At 61.5% G+C, this 18,208-nt stretch carries 13 protein-coding genes and 1 pseudogene; 12 read left to right on the top strand and 2 right to left on the bottom strand.

All coding sequences use genetic code 11. The features are described from left to right. Positions 1-167 precede the first annotated feature (167 nt). The 8 genes from cycA (at position 168) to lipA (ending at position 11,577) form a co-directional block, all read left to right on the top strand. Positions 168-1,586 (top strand): D-serine/D-alanine/glycine transporter, encoded by a 1,419-nt coding sequence (cycA, locus tag ABVN19_RS10405; protein WP_105642427.1) that lies wholly within the window; start codon positions 168-170, stop codon positions 1,584-1,586. Between the two features lie 81 nt (positions 1,587-1,667). After that, positions 1,668-3,197, top strand: a complete 1,530-nt coding sequence (locus ABVN19_RS10400; RefSeq protein ID WP_028946148.1) for a sigma-54-dependent transcriptional regulator — start codon at positions 1,668-1,670, stop codon at positions 3,195-3,197. A 264-nt stretch (positions 3,198-3,461) separates the two neighbouring features. Next, on the top strand, positions 3,462-3,839 hold the full coding sequence (gene gcvH, locus ABVN19_RS10395) for a glycine cleavage system protein GcvH (protein WP_028946149.1): 378 nt from the start codon (positions 3,462-3,464) through the stop codon (positions 3,837-3,839). A gap of 14 nt (positions 3,840-3,853) precedes the next feature. Then, positions 3,854-6,724 carry an aminomethyl-transferring glycine dehydrogenase gene (gene gcvP, locus ABVN19_RS10390; RefSeq protein WP_028946150.1) on the top strand — a complete coding sequence of 957 codons (2,871 nt, stop codon included), beginning with the start codon at positions 3,854-3,856 and terminating at the stop codon, positions 6,722-6,724. A 62-nt stretch (positions 6,725-6,786) separates the two neighbouring features. Continuing rightward, complete coding sequence (glyA, locus tag ABVN19_RS10385; RefSeq protein WP_028946151.1) at positions 6,787-8,040, top strand: serine hydroxymethyltransferase; 1,254 nt, start codon at positions 6,787-6,789, stop codon at positions 8,038-8,040. A 27-nt stretch (positions 8,041-8,067) separates the two neighbouring features. Further along, complete coding sequence (locus ABVN19_RS10380) at positions 8,068-9,444, top strand: L-serine ammonia-lyase (RefSeq protein ID WP_105642426.1); 1,377 nt, start codon at positions 8,068-8,070, stop codon at positions 9,442-9,444. Positions 9,445-9,453: 9 nt separating this feature from the next. Next, positions 9,454-10,578 carry a glycine cleavage system aminomethyltransferase GcvT gene (gcvT, locus tag ABVN19_RS10375; protein ID WP_028946153.1) on the top strand — a complete coding sequence of 375 codons (1,125 nt, stop codon included), beginning with the start codon at positions 9,454-9,456 and terminating at the stop codon, positions 10,576-10,578. A gap of 18 nt (positions 10,579-10,596) precedes the next feature. Beyond that, positions 10,597-11,577, top strand: a complete 981-nt coding sequence (gene lipA / locus ABVN19_RS10370; RefSeq protein ID WP_028946154.1) for a lipoyl synthase — start codon at positions 10,597-10,599, stop codon at positions 11,575-11,577. 28 nt (positions 11,578-11,605) lie between these two features. Here lipA and ABVN19_RS10365 read toward each other — a convergent pair whose 3' ends face one another. Next, positions 11,606-12,058 (bottom strand): Lrp/AsnC family transcriptional regulator, encoded by a 453-nt coding sequence (locus ABVN19_RS10365; RefSeq protein WP_036990405.1) that lies wholly within the window; start codon positions 12,056-12,058, stop codon positions 11,606-11,608. A 122-nt stretch (positions 12,059-12,180) separates the two neighbouring features. Here ABVN19_RS10365 and ABVN19_RS10360 point away from each other — a divergent pair, with 122 nt between their 5' ends. After that, complete coding sequence (locus ABVN19_RS10360; protein ID WP_028946156.1) at positions 12,181-12,789, top strand: LysE family transporter; 609 nt, start codon at positions 12,181-12,183, stop codon at positions 12,787-12,789. Here ABVN19_RS10360 and soxR read toward each other — a convergent pair. Further along, on the bottom strand, positions 12,782-13,252 hold the full coding sequence (soxR, locus tag ABVN19_RS10355) for a redox-sensitive transcriptional activator SoxR (protein WP_036990406.1): 471 nt from the start codon (positions 13,250-13,252) through the stop codon (positions 12,782-12,784). The two genes, ABVN19_RS10360 and soxR, sit on opposite strands and share 8 nt — an antisense overlap. Positions 13,253-13,429: 177 nt before the next feature. On the opposite strand from soxR, the gene ABVN19_RS10350 reads away from it, so the two are divergent. The 3 genes and pseudogenes from ABVN19_RS10350 to ABVN19_RS10340 all read left to right on the top strand — a co-directional run bounded on the left by ABVN19_RS10350 (position 13,430) and on the right by ABVN19_RS10340 (position 17,780). Then, entirely contained in the window at positions 13,430-14,476 is a 1,047-nt protein-coding gene (locus ABVN19_RS10350; protein ID WP_256585921.1) for an efflux RND transporter periplasmic adaptor subunit, read from the top strand. Next, positions 14,473-17,554 (top strand): annotated as a pseudogene (locus ABVN19_RS10345) (MexW/MexI family multidrug efflux RND transporter permease subunit). Before ABVN19_RS10350 ends, ABVN19_RS10345 begins: the two are co-directional and overlap by 4 nt. Further along, the gene (locus tag ABVN19_RS10340) at positions 17,544-17,780 is read left to right on the top strand and encodes a hypothetical protein (protein WP_146117342.1); all 237 of its coding nucleotides are present in this window, start codon (positions 17,544-17,546) and stop codon (positions 17,778-17,780) included. Before ABVN19_RS10345 ends, ABVN19_RS10340 begins: the two are co-directional and overlap by 11 nt. Positions 17,781-18,208 lie beyond the last annotated feature (428 nt).

Genomic DNA, 18,208 nt, shown 5'->3' with positions numbered 1-18,208 from the left:
ACTTTTCATGGAGTGACTTCATTACACCCGATCACTGCAACCCCGAATAAAACCACGCATTTTCGCTTGGCATAGACCTTGCTCTTTCATGAGGACTCAGCCGCACGGACTGAGGTGTTTGAACTTGTGACGTTATAAAAACAATTAAACTAGCAAGGTAAAGCCTAATGAAAAAAACACTACCGGGTCCGCCTGACAGCGAAGCGCACGAACTCCAACGAAATCTCTCCAACCGGCATATCCAACTGATCGCCATCGGCGGTGCCATCGGTACCGGCCTGTTCATGGGCTCTGGCAAGACCATCAGCCTGGCTGGGCCCTCGATCATCTTTGTCTACATGGTCATCGGCTTCATGTTGTTCTTTGTCATGCGGGCAATGGGCGAGTTGCTGTTGTCCAATCTCAACTACAAGTCGTTCATCGACTTCTCCGCTGATCTCCTCGGACCCTGGGCAGGATTTTTCACCGGCTGGACCTATTGGTTCTGCTGGATAGTGACCGGTATTGCCGATGTAATCGCGATCTCTGCCTATTCACAGTTCTGGTTCCCGGATATCCCGCAATGGTTGCCGGCACTGAGTTGTGTTGGCCTGTTGCTTTCGCTCAACCTGCTGACGGTGAAGATGTTCGGTGAACTGGAATTCTGGTTTGCCATGATCAAGATCGTGGCCATCTGTGCCTTGGTCTGCACCGGCCTTTACATGGTGGTCGCGGCCTATCAGTCGCCGACTGGCAACGTCGCGTCGCTGGCCAACCTGTGGAATGACGGGGGCATGTTTCCCCATGGCGCCATGGGCTTCTTCGCCGGTTTCCAGATCGCGATCTTTGCCTTTGCCGGGATCGAACTGGTAGGGACCACGGCGGCAGAAACCAAAAACCCCGAGCGCAATCTGCCCCGGGCGATCAACTCGATTCCGCTACGCATCATCGTTTTCTATGTATTTGCGCTGATCGCAATCATGGCGGTTACGCCGTGGCGTGATGTCGTTGCCAACAAGAGCCCCTTCGTCGAGTTGTTCGTGCTGGCTGGGCTGCCGGCGGCTGCCGGGATCATCAACTTCGTGGTGCTTACCTCTGCCGCCTCTTCGGCAAACAGTGGCGTCTTTTCCACCAGCCGCATGCTCTACGGCCTGGCGGTGGATGGTGATGCGCCCGGCAAGTTCAAGGCATTGTCCAGCCGCGCCGTGCCCTCCAATGGCCTGATTTTTTCCTGTGTCTGCCTGTCGGTCGGGGCGCTGGTGATCTACCTGGTGCCGAACATGCTCGATGCCTTCACTCTGATCACCACGGTGTCGGCGATCCTGTTCATGTGTGTCTGGTCGATGATCCTGTTGTCTTACCTGGCGTACCGCAAACAGCGTGACCACCTGCACCGCGCCTCGAAGTACCGGATGCCGGGTGGCATCTTCATGAGCTGGGCCTGCCTGGTGTTCTTCGTTGCCATGCTGGTCTTGCTGGCGCTGGAAGACGACACCCGCAAAGCATTGGTGTTCGTGCCAGTGTGGTTCGTGATCCTCGGCCTGGCCTACCGGTCGATCCGCCAGAAAAAGACGGAGGGCGTGCAGTTGTCCTACGACGCGGATTGATCACTGTATCCAGGAATTCACTCGGGGGGACAGCACAAGCGGGCTGTCCCCCCGTCGTCTTTGCACCACGAGGGAGTCGTCATGCGCATCCACGTCACTTTCATTGACCGCGTTGGCATCACCCAGGAGATCCTGGCATTGCTAGGCGCGCGGAACCTCAACCTGGACGCGGTGGAGATGATTCCGCCCAACGTCTATATCGATGCACCCGCGTTGTCACAGGTTGTGCTGGACGAGCTTAACGACGCCTTGCTGCGGGTGATCGGAGTCCAGGCAGTGGAGCTTGTAGACTTTCTCCCCGGTCAGCGTCGGCACCTGCAGTTGGACGCTTTGTTGGCCGCGATGAGTGATCCGGTACTGGCGGTGGACCCTTGTGGCCACGTGCTGTTGGCCAATCCCACGCTGGTCAGCCTGGTGGGCCGCGAGCCGGCTGGTGAGCCGCTGTCCAGGCTATTCGCCGAGCCCGACCTGGCGCAGACCCTGATTACCAAGGGCTTTCGCCTGCCCATGTGCGAGGTGAGTTTGCAGGGCCAGGCGCTGTTGCTCGAAGCCACGCCCATCAGTGGCGGGGCGGATGCCTTGGTGGGTGGCCTGCTGACGCTGTATCCGCCAAGCCGCATTGGTGAGCGCCTGGCTTCGCTGTTGCACGATCATGCCGAAGGGGTGCAGGCGCTGCTGGGCGACTCGGCACCGCTCAAGGAACTCAAGGCGCGCCTGCACAAAGTGGCGAGTCTGGAGGCACCGTTGTTGATCCAGGGCGAAACCGGGACGGGCAAAGAACTGGTGGCGCGTGCCTGCCATGCATTGAGCGCGCGTCGCGATGCGTCCTTCCTGGCTTTGAACTGCGCGGCCTTGCCGGAGAGCCTGGCCGAGAGCGAGTTGTTTGGCTACGCCGCCGGCGCTTTCACCGGCGCCCAGCGTGGCGGTAAGCCGGGCCTGTTGGAACTGGCCGACGGCGGCACTGTGTTCCTGGATGAAGTCGGTGAGATGTCTCCCTACCTGCAGGCCAAGTTGCTGCGATTTCTCAGTGACGGCAGCTTTCGCCGGGTCGGTGGCGGCGGCGAGGTGCGGGTGAATGTACGGGTGGTCTGCGCAACGCACCGGCACCTGGAAAGCATGGTGGTCGAAGGCACCTTTCGGGAAGACCTCTATTACCGCCTCAACGTGCTCAATGTGATGGTGCCGCCGTTGCGTGAGCGCGGACGGGACATACTCATGCTGGCCGAGCATTTCCTGCGTCAGGCCTGCACACAGATACAGCGTTCGCCGTGCCGACTGGCACTGGCTACCCATCCACTGCTGCTGGGCAATCGCTGGGCGGGCAACGTGCGTCAGTTGCAGAACGTGATTTTCCGTGCAGCCGCCATCAGTGAGGGGGAGGTGATCGACTGCGATGATCTGGAACTGGCAGGTACAGCCCTGAACAACCTGCAGCCCGATGCCCCGCAAGTCACCAGCCTGGAAGCGGCCGTGCAGGACTTCGAGAAGTCGCTGCTGGAGACGATGTACGCGGCCTATCCCTCGACCCGGTTGCTGGCGGTGCGGCTGCAGACGTCCCACACGGCCATCGGCCAGCGCTTGCGCAAGTACGGCATCGCCAGCCGGGTCTGATGCCCGACCTGGATTGGATACGCTCCACTGGAGTGATTGTGCTCCAGTCGGGCGTACGCCGCGGCTTCATTGGCCCACCCCGTGTGGGCTGGCTGCCGGGTTCATCAAGCGGAATGGTTTCGCTCCAGCGCCACGGTTTCAGATTGCCTGCAGATTAGGTGCAACACACTGAAAAATAAGACAAATATAAAGTTGGCATCGCCCTTGCTCTTCTATCAATCAGTCCTGCACCAGGGCGCCCCTGATAACAAGAGAGGAAGATCCATGAGCACGCTGCGTTTTACTCCCGAACATGAATGGCTACGCCTGGAATTGAATGGCGAACTGACCGTTGGCATCACCACCTACGCGCAGGAAGCCTTGGGTGATGTGGTGTTTGTACAGTTGCCGGACCTGGGCGAGTACGGGGAGGGCAATGAGGTCGCGGTGCTGGAATCGGTGAAGGCCGCCAGCAACATCAGCATGCCCCTGGCCGGTACCGTGGTGGCGGTCAACCAGGCCCTGGCCGATGATCCCGAACTGGTCAATGCCTCACCCATGCAGGACGGCTGGTTCTTCCGTATCCAGTTGGACAGCCTTGCCGACCTCGACACCTTGATGGACCAGGATGGCTACGACCGTTTCCTGGCCGACAACGTCTGAGCCAGGGGGCCGACATGACGCATGTATCCATCCCGCTGAATACGGAAAACGAGTTCATCGCCCGTCACATCGGTCCGCGCGAGGACGACATCGACGCGATGCTGGCGCTGACCGGCCATGACACTCTCGACGGCCTGATCGACAGCGTGATCCCGGACAGCATCAAGGGCAGCAGCGTGCTCGAGCTGTGCAAAGGGCAGGGCGAGGCCGAGGCGCTGGCTTCACTCAAGGCCATCGCGGCGAAGAACCTGCTGTTTCGCAATCACATCGGCCAGGGCTATTACCCTTGCCACACACCAACGCCGATTCTGCGCAACCTGTTGGAGAACCCGGCCTGGTACACCGCGTACACACCGTACCAGCCGGAGATTTCCCAGGGCCGACTGGAGGCGCTGTTGAACTTCCAGACGCTGATCAGCGACCTGACCGGTATGGAAATTGCCAACGCCTCATTGCTTGATGAAGCCACCGCAGCGGCCGAAGCCATGACCTTCTGCAAGCGACTGGCGAAGAGCAAGGCCCCGGCATTTTTCGTCTCGCATCAGTGTCATCCGCAAACGCTCGATGTGCTGCGCACCCGTGCCGAGCCACTGGGCATCGAGGTGGTCATTGGCGATGCCTCGACACTGGCGAACCAGCACCTGGACGGCTATTTCGGCCTATTGCTGCAGTATCCGGCCAGTACCGGGGCTATCGACGACCATCGTGCGTTGGTGCAGCGCGCCCATGCAAGCGGCGCGTTGGTGGCGGTGGCCGCTGACCTGCTGGCCTTGACCCTGCTGACGCCACCGGGTGAGTTCGGTGCCGACGTGGTCGTGGGCAGTGCCCAGCGTTTTGGCGTTCCGCTTGGCTTTGGCGGCCCGCACGCGGCGTTCTTCGCCACGCGTGACAGCTTCAAGCGTGACATGCCCGGGCGCCTGGTCGGGGTGTCCATCGACCGCTTCGGCAAGCCGGCCTTGCGCCTGGCCATGCAAACCCGCGAGCAACACATTCGCCGTGAGAAGGCCACCAGCAACATCTGCACCGCGCAGGTGCTGCTGGCCAACATCGCCAGCATGTACGCGGTCTATCACGGCCCGCAAGGCCTGGTGCAGATCGCCCGGCGTGTACATCGGCTGACGGCGATTCTGGTGCGGGGGTTGCAGCAACTCGGGCACCGGGTCGAACAGCAGCACTTCTTCGATACCGTCAGCGTGACCACCGCACGCCCTGTGGCCGAAGTACTCTCAGCCACCCATGCCGCACGGCTGAACCTGCGGCTGATCGATACGCAACGGGTTGGCCTGTCGCTGGATGAAACCTGCGAGCAGGGCGCCGTCGAGGCCTTGTGGCAAGCCTTCAGCATGCCCGGCCTGGCACTTCCGGACTTTACCGACTTGGCTGCCGACACGGGGGATTGCCTGCCATTGCACCTGCTGCGCGACACGCCGTTCCTCCAGCACCAGGTGTTCAACCGCTACCATTCGGAAACCGAGTTGATGCGTTACCTGCGCCGCCTGGCCGACAAGGACCTGGCCCTGGACCGCAGCATGATCGCCCTGGGCTCATGCACCATGAAGCTCAACGCCGCCAGTGAAATGATCCCGATCACCTGGCCCGAATTTGGCGCCTTGCACCCGTTCGCCCCGGCCGAGCAGTCGCTGGGTTATCGCCAACTGACCGATGAACTGGAGGCCATGCTCTGCGCGGCCACCGGTTATGACGCTATGTCCCTGCAGCCCAATGCCGGTTCTCAAGGCGAGTACGCGGGCCTCCTGGCGATCCGCGCCTACCATGCCAGTCGTGGCGAGGCACAGCGTGATGTCTGCCTGATTCCATCATCGGCTCATGGCACCAACCCGGCCACGGCGCAGATGGCGGGCATGCGCGTGGTGGTGGTCAACTGCGATGAGCGCGGCAACGTCGATGTGGCAGACCTGCAAAGCAAGGCCGAGCAGCACTGCACTCGGCTGGCGGCCTTGATGATTACCTATCCCTCGACCCACGGCGTATTTGAAGACGGTATCACCCGCATCTGCGACATCATTCATGAACAGGGCGGCCAGGTGTACCTGGACGGCGCCAACATGAACGCCATGGTCGGTCTCTGCGCACCGGGCAAGTTTGGGGGCGACGTGTCACACCTGAACCTGCACAAGACCTTCTGCATTCCCCACGGTGGTGGCGGCCCAGGCGTTGGCCCGATCGGCGTCAAGGCGCACCTGGCGCCGTTCCTGCCGGGGCACGCGCATATGGAGAGCCAGCACGGCGCGGTCAGTGCCGCACCGTACGGCAGCGCCAGCATCCTGCCGATCACCTGGATGTACATCCGCATGATGGGCGGGGAAGGGCTCAAGCGCGCGTCGCAGCTGGCAATCCTGAGCGCCAACTACATCGCCCGGCGCCTGGAGGAGCACTACCCGGTGCTCTACACCGGCGAGAACGGCCTGGTTGCCCACGAATGCATTCTCGACCTGCGCCCGCTCAAGGAGAGCAGCGGCATCAGCGTCGAGGACGTGGCCAAGCGCCTGATCGATTTTGGCTTCCATGCCCCGACCATGTCTTTCCCGGTGGCCGGCACCTTGATGGTCGAGCCGACCGAGAGCGAGTCGAAGGAGGAACTGGACCGCTTCTGCGACGCCATGATCTGCATTCGCGAGGAAATCCGCGCGGTGGAAAACGGCACCCTGGACAGGCTCGACAATCCGCTGAAAAACGCCCCGCATACCGCCAGCGAGCTGGTCGGCGAATGGCCTCACCGTTATGGCCGGGAGCTGGCGGTGTACCCGCAGGCAGCGTTGCGCGAGGGCAAGTACTGGCCCCCCGTGGGGCGCGTGGACAACGTCTACGGCGACCGCAACCTGGCGTGCGCCTGCCCACCGATGTCGATGTATCAAGACGCTTGATCGCACAGGCCCGGACGCGGTCCGGGCCTTGTCTGACCTCCGAACAAGAAGGAACTGAAAACATGTTTCATAAAAGCCTGTCCCTCTCCGATTTCGACCCTGAGCTGTCCAGCGCCATCCGCCGCGAGGCACAACGCCAGGAGGACCATATCGAGCTGATCGCTTCGGAAAACTACACCAGCCCGCCAGTGATGCAGGCCCAGGGCACCGAGCTGACCAACAAGTACGCCGAAGGTTACCCGGGCAAGCGCTACTATGGCGGCTGCGAGCACGTCGATGTGGTTGAACAGCTGGCCATTGATCGTGCCAAGGCGCTGTTCGGCGCAGGCTATGCCAACGTCCAGCCCCATTCAGGGTCCCAGGCCAACGCGGCGGTCTATCTGGCCTTGCTGCAGGCCGGCGACACCCTGCTGGGCATGAGCCTGGCCCATGGCGGGCATCTCACTCACGGGGCCAAGGTCAGCGCCTCCGGCAAGCTGTACAACGCGGTGCAATACGGTATCGATGCCAACGGCCTGATCGATTACGACGAGGTTGAACGCCTGGCCGTCGAGCATAAGCCGAAGATGATCGTGGCGGGCTTCTCCGCCTATTCAAAGACCCTGGATTTTCCACGCTTTCGCCAGATTGCCGACAAGGTCGGTGCCTACCTGTTCGTCGACATGGCCCACGTTGCCGGCCTGGTCGCGGCGGGCTTGTACCCCAATCCACTGCCCTACGCCGATGTCGTCACCACCACCACCCACAAGACCCTGCGCGGGCCGCGAGGTGGCCTGATTTTGGCCAAGGCCGACCCTGAACTGGAGAAGAAGCTCAACTCAGCGGTGTTCCCGGGGGGCCAGGGTGGGCCGCTGATGCATGTGATCGCCGCCAAGGCCGTTTGCTTCAAGGAGGCACTGGATCCCGGCTTCAAGGAATACCAGTTTCAGGTCATCAACAACGCCCAGGCCATGGCGGAAATTTTCCGTCAGCGTGGCTATGACGTGGTCTCCGGGGGGACCGACAACCACTTGTTCCTGGTCAGCCTGATCCGCCAGGGCATTACCGGCAAGGATGCCGATGCCGCGCTTGGCCGTGCGCACATCACCGTCAACAAGAACGCCGTCCCCAACGACCCACAGTCGCCGTTCGTGACGTCGGGCCTGCGCATCGGTACCCCAGCGGTGACGACCCGTGGCTTCCAGGTGCCGGAGTGCCGCGCCCTGGCGACATGGATCTGCGACATTCTCGACCACCTCGGCGATGCCGACGTCGAGGCCCAGGTCGCCCGGCAAGTCGCCGAGCTGTGCAAGTTGTTCCCTGTGTATTCGGCCTGATTCCCGGGTCTGCTGGCGGAGGCTCGTATGTCGCTGAGTGTTTTTGATCTGTTCAAGGTGGGCATCGGCCCGTCCAGCTCCCACACGGTCGGCCCGATGCGCGCAGCGGCGCGCTTTGTCGAAGGGCTCAGGGACCAGGGGTTGCTGGCCCAGATTCACGGCGTTCGCGCCGAGCTGTATGGCTCGCTTGGCGCCACTGGCAAAGGTCACGGGAGTGACAAGGCGGTGTTGCTGGGGCTCGAGGGTGAGTACCCGGATACGGTCGAGACCGAAACGGTGGCCGATCGCTTGCGGATGATCCGCGAGAGCGGGATGTTGTCACTGCTGGGTGAGCGGCGCATACGGTTCGTTGAAAAAGAGCACCTGGCGATGATCCGCAAGCCCTTGCCCTATCACCCCAATGGCATGGTCTTGCGTGCCTTCGATGCGGCCGGGCTGCAGCTGTGCAGTCGCGAGTATTACTCGGTAGGTGGCGGCTTTGTGGTGGACGAGGCGGCGGCAGGGGTAGATCGCATCGTCGAGGACCGCACGCCGTTGCGCTTTCCCTTTCTGAGCGGGCGCGAGCTTTTGGCACAGTGCGCCCAGCACGGGCTCTCGATCAGCCAGTTGATGGCCGAGAACGAGACGGCCTGGCGCACCCCGGAGCAGACGCGCCAGGGTTTGCTGCACATCTGGCAGGTGATGCAGGACTGCGTCAAGGCCGGTTGCCGCACCGAGGGCACCATGCCTGGCGGGCTCAAGGTCAAGCGCCGTGCGGCGGCACTGCACCGCCAGTTGAGTGCCAGCCCTGAAGCCGGCCTGCGCGACAGCCTCTCGGTGCTCGACTGGGTCAACCTCTATGCCCTGGCGGTCAACGAGGAAAACGCGAGTGGCGGGCGGGTGGTCACCGCACCCACCAACGGGGCGGCAGGCATCATCCCGGCGGTGCTGCATTACTACACGCGTTTCGTGCCGGGAGCCAACGAGGACGGGGTGGTGCGCTTTCTGCTGACTGCCGCCGCGATCGGCATTCTGTACAAGGAAAACGCCTCGATATCCGGTGCCGAGGTTGGCTGTCAAGGCGAGGTCGGCGTGGCCTGTTCGATGGCGGCCGGCGCGTTGTGCGAAGTGCTTGGCGGAACCGTGCAGCAAGTGGAGAACGCCGCTGAAATCGGTATGGAGCACAACCTCGGGCTGACTTGCGACCCGATTGGCGGGCTAGTCCAGGTGCCGTGCATCGAGCGCAATGCCATGGGCTCGGTCAAGGCCATCAATGCCGCACGCATGGCCCTGCGCGGGGACGGCCAGCACTTTGTCTCGCTCGACAAGGTGATCCGCACCATGCGCCAGACCGGCGCCGACATGAAAAGCAAATACAAAGAGACCGCCCGCGGCGGGCTGGCGGTCAATATTATCGAATGCTAGGAGTCATCCATGTCCACAGAACAACTACAACATACCCCGTTGCACGACCTGCACCTGGAATTGGGCGCGCGCATGGTGCCGTTCGCAGGCTACGCGATGCCGGTCCAGTACCCGCTGGGCGTGCTCAAGGAACACCTGCACACTCGCGAGCAGGCCGGCTTGTTCGATGTTTCGCACATGGGCCAGATCCGCCTGCGGGGGGCAGGCGCTGCCAAGGCCCTGGAAGCGTTGGTGCCGGTCGATATCATCGACCTGCCGGTGGGTATGCAGCGCTATGCATTGTTCACCAACGACGAAGGCGGCATCCTCGACGACCTGATGGTCGCCAACCCGGGCAACGACGAGCTGTTCCTGGTGGTGAACGCCGCTTGCAAGGACCAGGACCTGACCCACTTGAAGCAGCAGTTGGAAGGGCAATGCGAGGTCGAGTCACTGTTCGACAACCGTGCCTTGCTCGCCCTGCAGGGGCCGGCGGCAGCCAAGGTACTGGCACGCCTGGCGCCTCAGGTCGGTTCCATGACGTTCATGCAATTTGCCAACCTGCGGTTGCTCGGCGTCGACTGCTACGTCAGCCGCTCCGGCTACACCGGTGAGGATGGTTACGAAATCTCCGTGCCGGTAGAGGCTGCACAAATGCTTGCCCGTTCGCTGCTTGCCGAGGCCGAGGTCGAGGCTATCGGCCTGGGTGCCCGTGACTCGTTGCGGCTGGAGGCGGGTTTGTGCCTGTACGGCCATGACATGGAACGCTGCACCACGCCGGTCGAGGCCAGCCTGACCTGGGCGGTTTCCAAGGCCCGGCGTGTGGATGGCGTACGTGCCGGTGGTTTCCCGGGTGCCGAGCGCATTTTTGCCCAGCAACGCGACGGTGTTTTGAGCAAGCGCGTCGGCCTGCTGCCCAGGGAGCGGGTGCCAGTACGGGAAGGTGCGCTGATCGTCGATGGCGACGCACAGGTGATCGGCCGCGTGACCAGTGGCGGTTTCGGCCCGAGTCTCGGGGGGCCACTGGCGATGGGCTATGTGCAGAGCGAGTATGCGGCGCTGGAGACCGAGGTCTTTGCCCAGGTGCGCGGCAAACTGGTGCCGATGGTCGTGGCCCGCACGCCGTTCGTAGCGCAACGTTACTACCGTGGCTGAAGACCTGACTGCCGGAGCATGAGCATGACTGAACCCTTGTCTGTCACCCCTCGGCCACAGCCCCTCGAGGCCGGGATAAAACTGCGCGGTGCGGAGAAAGTGGCGCGTATCCCGGTGAAGATCCTGCCCACCGACGACGTGCCGCGCAAGCCCGAGTGGATTCGCGTGGAGATCGCAACCTCACCGGAGGTGGCGCGCGTCAAGGCGCTGCTGCGCAAGCACAAACTGCACAGCGTCTGCGAGGAAGCATCGTGTCCAAACCTGGGCGAGTGCTTCTCTGGTGGTACGGCGACTTTCATGATCATGGGCGACATCTGCACCCGACGTTGCCCGTTCTGCGATGTCGGCCACGGCCGCCCCAAGCCATTGGACGTCAACGAGCCCAGGAACCTGGCCATTGCCATTGCCGAGCTGGGCCTGAAATACGTAGTCATCACCTCGGTGGACCGCGACGACTTGCGCGACGGTGGTGCGCGGCACTTCGTCGATTGCCTGCGCGAGATCCGCGCACGGTCGCCGGGTATTCGCCTGGAAACCCTGGTGCCTGACTATCGGGGGCGCATGGACGTGGCCCTGGCGATCACCGAGCAAGAACCGCCGGATGTGTTCAACCACAACCTGGAAACCGTACCGCGCCTGTACAGGGCGGCGCGGCCGGGGTCTGACTTCGCGTGGTCGCTGGACCTGCTGGAGAACTTCAAGCAACGTGTTCCGGCGGTGCCGACCAAGTCCGGGCTGATGCTCGGCCTGGGCGAGAGCGATGACGAAGTGATCGAGGTGATGTTGCGCATGCGTGAACATCAGGTCGACATGCTGACACTGGGGCAGTATTTGCAGCCGTCACGCAGCCACCTGCCGGTGCAGCGCTTCGTGCACCCGGACACCTTTGCCTGGTTGGCTGAGCAAGCCTTGGCGATGGGGTTCAGGAATGTGGCGTCTGGGCCGCTGGTGCGTTCGTCCTATCATGCGGACCAACAAGCCATGCACACGGCCCGCTAGGCGCGGCGTGGCGGTTTGCCTCAGCCTGTTACAGTGCTACGGGCAACCCATGAATGGCCAGCCGCGTCGAAAGCACCACTGAGGTTTCAGTCCTGCCAAACGCATCAAATGACGCAATCATGGTTTCCAGCGCAATCAATGATTGCGCGACAACCTTGAGTACAAATGACGCATCCCCGGTTACATGATGAGCTTCGCGTACCTCGGGCATTTCTTCCAGCACCGACAGCACCTTGGCATAGCTTTGTGCCGGAACATACAGGCGGATGAACGCGGTAACCGGATATCCAATGGCGTGGCTGTCGATTTCAGCTCGATAGCCGCGCAACACGCCGCGCTCTTCCAGTTTGCGCACGCGTTCGGCGGTAGCGGGTGTCGATAAGCCAACACGGCGACCCAACTCGGCAAAACTCATCCGGGCATCTACCTGCAACTCGGCCAACAGGCGCTTGTCCATGCGGTCCAAAGGTCGTTCGCTCATGGGGGGCTTCAAAAGAAAGAGTGAATCGTTAAGAAAGGTGCCTGTAAAAACGTCAAATCGACATGGATCGCACGGTGGCAAGCCATTGAAACTAGCTTAACCCACCCATCGAGAGCGCCGCCATGTTACTCAAAGGAATGTTGCTCGGTTTAGCCATCGCCGCTCCGGTCGGCCCGATCGGCTTGCTCAGTATCCAGAACACGTTGAAAGGTGGATTCAGGGCTGGATTTTTCACCGGCATGGGGGCGGCGACCGCAGACGCTCTTTATGCAGTCGCGGCGCTGTTTGGACTCGCCGGAATACTCAGTCTGGTCAACGACAGTGGTTACCTCAGAGTGCTGGGGGCGATTTTTTTTGCTTATCTGGCATGGAAAACGGTCCAGAAAAAAGCCGACCTGAGCGCTGCGCCATCCAGTGCGCGAAATGTCTGGGGTATGTATTCGACAACCTGTCTGCTTACCTTGTCCAACCCGATGACGGTCCTGGGCTTTGTAACGCTCTTTGCCGGACTGGGTGTCGGCCAATCAGACAGCGCGTCGGGGCTTTGGCTCGTCGTCGGCGTGTTTCTTGGTTCTTCGCTGTGGTGGGCGACGCTCGCCGGCACGTGTTCACTCGTGGTAAGGCGGCTGCCGCCTACGTGGCTGAGAGGCATCGACTATGCCTCGGCGTTTCTGCTGATGGCGTTCGCATTGATGCTTGTATACCAGGCCACTACAGGCAGCATCAGTTAATACCGGGGCCCTCGAGAATCCTCGGTCCCGATCCCTCCTTGCCCAAGGCGTCGCCAGGGTTGCGCAGCGGGCAATCCTCCAGCGACAGGCAGCCGCAGCCAATGCAGTCGTCGAGACTGTCGCGCAAGGCCTCCAGTGTCCTGATTCTGGCGTTGAGGCTATCTCGCCAGGCCGACGACATTTCGCGCCATTGTGCGGCGCTCAGTTTACTGTTCGGGGGGTAGCGGCCCAGCGCGCTCTTGATTTCCTCGAGCGGGATGCCGGTGCGCTGCGCCACTTTGATGATAGCGATGCTGCGCAGTACCAGGGCGGGATAACGCCGTTGATTACCGGCACTGCGTGTGCTCGCGATCAGGCCTTTCGATTCGTAGAAGTGCAGGGTAGAGACCGCAACGCCGCTGCGCCTGGCTACTTCGCCGACCGAGAGCGAGCGCAGGCCATCAAGTTTTTTTTCAACTGCCATGCGTGTTGACCTCAAGTTAAGTTGAGGTCTTATAGTCTCGCCCGGACTTTCCTGCAACAGTTTTCCGCCGCCAGTGCGCAACCCGCCGTGCGGTGAGCACACCACAGTCGAATGGAGTCAAGCATGGGCAAACGGATGTTGTGGGGCGTGGGCGTGGGCGTCGCGGTGCTAGGCGCAATGGCCATCGTCATTGCGCAGCCAGCGAAGGACGCTTCAACCCAGGCAACGGCGTGGCCGTTGACCAAAGTGGCGCTGGCCACAGTCATGCACACGGAGGCTCCTCGCGAGGCTTTTGCCGCAGGAGAGCTGGAGGCGGCCCATCAGGTGCAAATAGCGGCAGAAACACCGGGGCGCATTACTCAAATCGCCTTCAAGTCCGGACAAGTGGTCAAGGCAGGGCAACTGCTGGTACAGCTCAACGACGCGCCGGAGCAAGCCGAGCGCTTGCGCTTGCAGGCTGCGCTGGTGAATGCTCGGACATTGTTTCAACGCTCGCATAAGTTGCGGGCGAAAAATGCCGTTTCCCAGGAGGTGCTCGACAACGCCACGGCGGCCCTTGGTATGGCCAGGGGAGAGCTGCAGAAGATCGACGCGTTGATTGCGCAAAAGGCCATCCGCGCACCCTTTGCAGGGAAGGTCGGTATTCGCCGCGTGCATCAAGGCCAGTATGTGCAGGCAGGCGAGGCGGTCGTCAGCCTGGTGGACGCCAGGCACCTGCACGTGAATTTCACGCTGCATGAGAAAGCCGCCGCTGATCTTCGCGTCGGGCAGGCCGTTGCATTGAGTGTCGACGCGTTACCCCAGCGCGCGCTGTCTGCTCAGGTCAATGCCATCGACCCAATGATCGGCAAGTCGCGTTCGGTCGAGGTTCAAGCATCGCTTGCCAATCCGGACGGCCAGCTGCAGGCCGGTATGTACACCAGTGTGCGTCTTGCCGCAGCGGTGCCGACGAGGGTCATGGCTGTGCCGGAAGCCGCTGTTACCTATACCGCCTACGGACAAACCGTATTCCTGGCTACCCAAGGCAATAATCACAGCCTGACGGTCAGCCGCATCCAGGTCACCACGGGAGAGCGCTGGAAGGGCCAAGTGGAAATCACCTCGGGGTTGAAAGCTGGCGATCAGGTCGTCGTCTCGGGCCAGCTCAAACTGAGCGATGGTATGCCAGTCGAAGCGGTAGATAAGGACAGCTTGCAGGCTGTGGCCGGGGGGCGCGCCTCGTGAAGGTCACTGACATCTTTGTTCGTCGTCCTGTGCTCGCCTTGGTGGTCAGCAGCTTGATTGTCCTCATGGGGTTGTTCGCCCTGGGCAAGCTGCCGGTGCGTCAATACCCGTTGCTGGAAAGCTCTACCATCACGATCAGCACCGAGTACCCCGGCGCCTCTGCCGAATTGATGCAGGGCTTTGTGACCCAGCCGATCACCCAGGCGGTTTCTTCGGTCGAAGGCATCGACTACCTGTCGTCATCGTCGGTACAAGGGCGCAGCCTTGTGACCCTGCGCATGACCCTGAACCGTGATTCGACCCAGGCACTGACCGAGACCATGGCCAAGGTCAATCAGGTGCGCTATCGCCTGCCCGACGATGCCTACGATCCTGTGGTCGAACTGTCTGCAGGCGACTCCACCGCTGTTGCCTATGTCGGATTTGCCAGTGAGACGTTGTCTATTCCCGAATTGAGCGACTACCTGTCGCGCTTGGTGGAGCCGCAGTTGGCGGGCATTGAGGGCGTCGCCAAAGTACAGCGATTTGGTGCAGAACCTGGCGATGCGCTTGTGGCTGGACAGCGAGCGAATGGCCGGGCGGGGTGTTACCGCCGCTGATGTCGCGCAAGCGGTTCGCCACAACAACTATCAGGCTACGCCAGGCCAGGTGCGCGGCCAGTTCGTGCTCGCCGACATAAGCATCGATACCGACTTGACCAGCGTCGAGACCTTCCGCGACATGATCATTCGCAACGACGGGACTGCGCTCGTGCGTCTGCGCGATGTCGGCACCGTCGAGCTAGGTGCCTCGGCCACCCACACCAGCGCTTCGATGAACGGTGAGCCGGCGGTTCACCTGGGGCTGTATCCCACACCTGCTGGCAACCCGCTGGTGATTGTCGACGGAATCCGCACGTTGCTGCCGCAGATCCAGCAAACCCTGCCACCCGGGGTGAAGGTTGCCTTGGCCTATGAGACTGCGCGCTTTATCGAGGCCTCGATCGACGAAGTGATGACGACGTTGCTGGAGGCGGTGCTGATCGTGGTTCTGGTGATCTGGCTGTGCCTGGGATCCCTGCGTAGCGTGGCGATTCCGGTGCTGGCGATTCCGCTGTCGATTCTCGGCGCAACCGGCCTGATGCTGCTCTTTGGCTTCAGTATCAACCTGCTGACGTTATTGGCGATGGTGCTGGCCATCGGCTTGGTGGTGGACGATGCGATTGTGGTAGTGGAGAACGTGCACCGTCACATTGAAGCGGGACTGTCGCCGGTGGCTGCCGCGCTGGTAGGTGCCCGCGAGATCGCCGGGCCGGTGATCGCCATGACGCTGACGCTGGCGGCTGTGTATGCCCCCATCGGTTTGATCGGTGGACTGACGGGCACGCTGTTCCGCGAGTTTGCCCTTACCTTGGCGGGGGCGGTAATCGTTTCCGGCGTAGTCGCGCTGACCCTGTCGCCGGTGATGAGTTCGCTGCTGTTACAGGCCGGGCAGCAGGAGGGGCGCTTGGGCCAGTTGGCAACGAGGCTGTTCGCAGCCCTGGCCGCTGCTTATGGGCGGGGGCTGGCCCGCTCGTTGTCACGGCGCTGGATCAGTGGTGCGGTCGTGCTGCTGGTCTGCCTGAGCTTGCCGTGGTTGTACCTGCTGCCGCAACGCGAGCTGGCGCCGCCAGAGGATCAGGCGGCGGTACTGACGGCGATCAAGTCACCTCAGTACGCCAACCTCGACTACGTCGAGCGTTTTGCAAGCAAGCTCGATCAGGTCATGAAGAGCCTTCCGGAAACCACCGATACCTGGATCATCAATGGTACCGATGGGCCAGCGGCCAGTTTCGGCGGGATCAACCTGAGCCTGTGGCAGGCGCGCGAACGGTCGGCCGATCAGGTCCAGGCCCAGTTGCAGCAAGCCTTGGTCGATGTCGAGGGCAGCAGCATCTTTGCCTTTCAGGTGGCGTCGTTGCCGGGGTCCAGTGGCGGTTTGCCGGTGCAGATGGTGCTGCGCAGCGCACAGGACTACCCGGTGCTCTACCAGACCATGGAAACCCTCAAGCAGCACGCCCGCAGCAGCGGACTGTTTGCCGTCGTAGACAGTGACCTCGACTACAACAACCCGGTGCTCAACGTCACTGTCGACCGCGCCAAGGCCGCGAGCCTGGGCATTGGCATGCAGGACATCGGTGATGCCCTGGCGGTACTGGTAGGGGAGCAGTACATCAACCGCTTTGCCTTGTATGGACGTTCCTATGATGTGATCCCCCAAAGCACGCGCGATCAGCGCCTGACGCCGGAGGTACTGGCCCGGCAGTATGTGCGCACCGATAGCGGCGAGTTGGTCCCGCTGTCTACCGTAGTCAGCCTGAACATGGCCGTAGCGCCCAACCGGCTGTTGCAGTTCGACCAACAGAACGCCAGCACCCTGCAGCCTATCCCCGCCCCCGGTGTATCGCAGGGGCAGGCGGTGGCATTTCTGCAAGCGCTCGCCGAGCAGTTGCCAGCGGGATTCAGCCACGACTGGCTATCGGAGTCGCGTCAGTATGCACAGGAGGGCAATGCGCTGGTGTTGGCGTTTCTCGCCGCGATGGTGGTGATCTACCTGGTACTCGCCGCTCAGTACGAAAGCCTGGTCGATCCGTTGATCATTCTGGTCACTGTGCCGTTGTCCATCTGCGGTGCGCTGCTGCCGTTGGTGCTGGGCTGGGCCACGCTTAACATCTATACGCAGATCGGACTCGTCACCTTGATCGGCCTGATCAGCAAGCACGGCATCTTGATGGTGGAGTTTGCCAACGAAATCCAGGTGCGTGAGAACCTTGATCGGGCCGCGGCGATCATGCGTGCCGCACAGATTCGACTGCGTCCGGTGCTGATGACCACGGCGGCGATGACCTTGGGCGTCGCGCCGCTACTGTTTGCCAGTGGTGCCGGTGCCAACAGCCGCTTCGGCCTGGGTGTCGTTATAGTCTGCGGCATGTTGGTCGGTACCGTGTTCACCTTGTTTGTACTGCCCACGGTGTATTGCTGGTTGGCGCGCGATCACCGTGCGTACAGCGCGCGTAAACAGCAACTGGCAGACGCGGAGCAACACCTGAATGTCGCTTGATTTCCCTCGCATTGGGATTATGGAAGTTGCAATCGATTTGGCATCACTCCATGGCGACCGAAAGCAAAGTGTCCAAAACTTTGTTGGGTTGATGCAGTTTGCGCCAACAGCGTTCGTGAATAATCTACGCCTGACACTTGAAAATAGTTTAGGTCTCGACACTGTTACTGATGATGCCGCAGCGTTTGTACACTCCCCAACTGATGGTCTACCCAGCCTTCTTTGAGCTGCCGATTTCAAATACTGATGCTGCAAAGGAAACGTCTTCTAAGCGTTCCATCACGACCGAAGAGCTAGCGTTGTCAGCGTCAATGAGTACAGCTAGACGGAGGGTATCAGGTAGGGCCATGGTGCTTTCCTTATCAATTAATGGTATCCGGCCATATTTTAGGCTCTTTTCGTATAGCGCTCAGTCGCTAAAGGTTGTCAGCGCTGCCGAAGAACATTTGGACAGGGCTCTAGGGCCGTTTGACTTGCCCCTGGAACGGCAGTTTCAGGCAGAGAAAATTGGACATTTTCCCGCCATTATTGCGCCCAACTGCACTGGATATGCGAGCGATCGCGAATGGTGATCCCTGATAAATCCCAGCATGAGGGTATTTCCGTGTTGACCCATGCATAGATGATGACCTTGGACCTTGACTCGTACTGACC

Source organism: Pseudomonas vranovensis, from assembly GCF_040438935.1.
Lineage (GTDB): Bacteria > Pseudomonadota > Gammaproteobacteria > Pseudomonadales > Pseudomonadaceae > Aquipseudomonas > Aquipseudomonas vranovensis.
The sequence above is the reverse complement of the archived record's forward strand: the minus strand, read 5'-3'. Positions and strand labels throughout refer to the sequence as shown.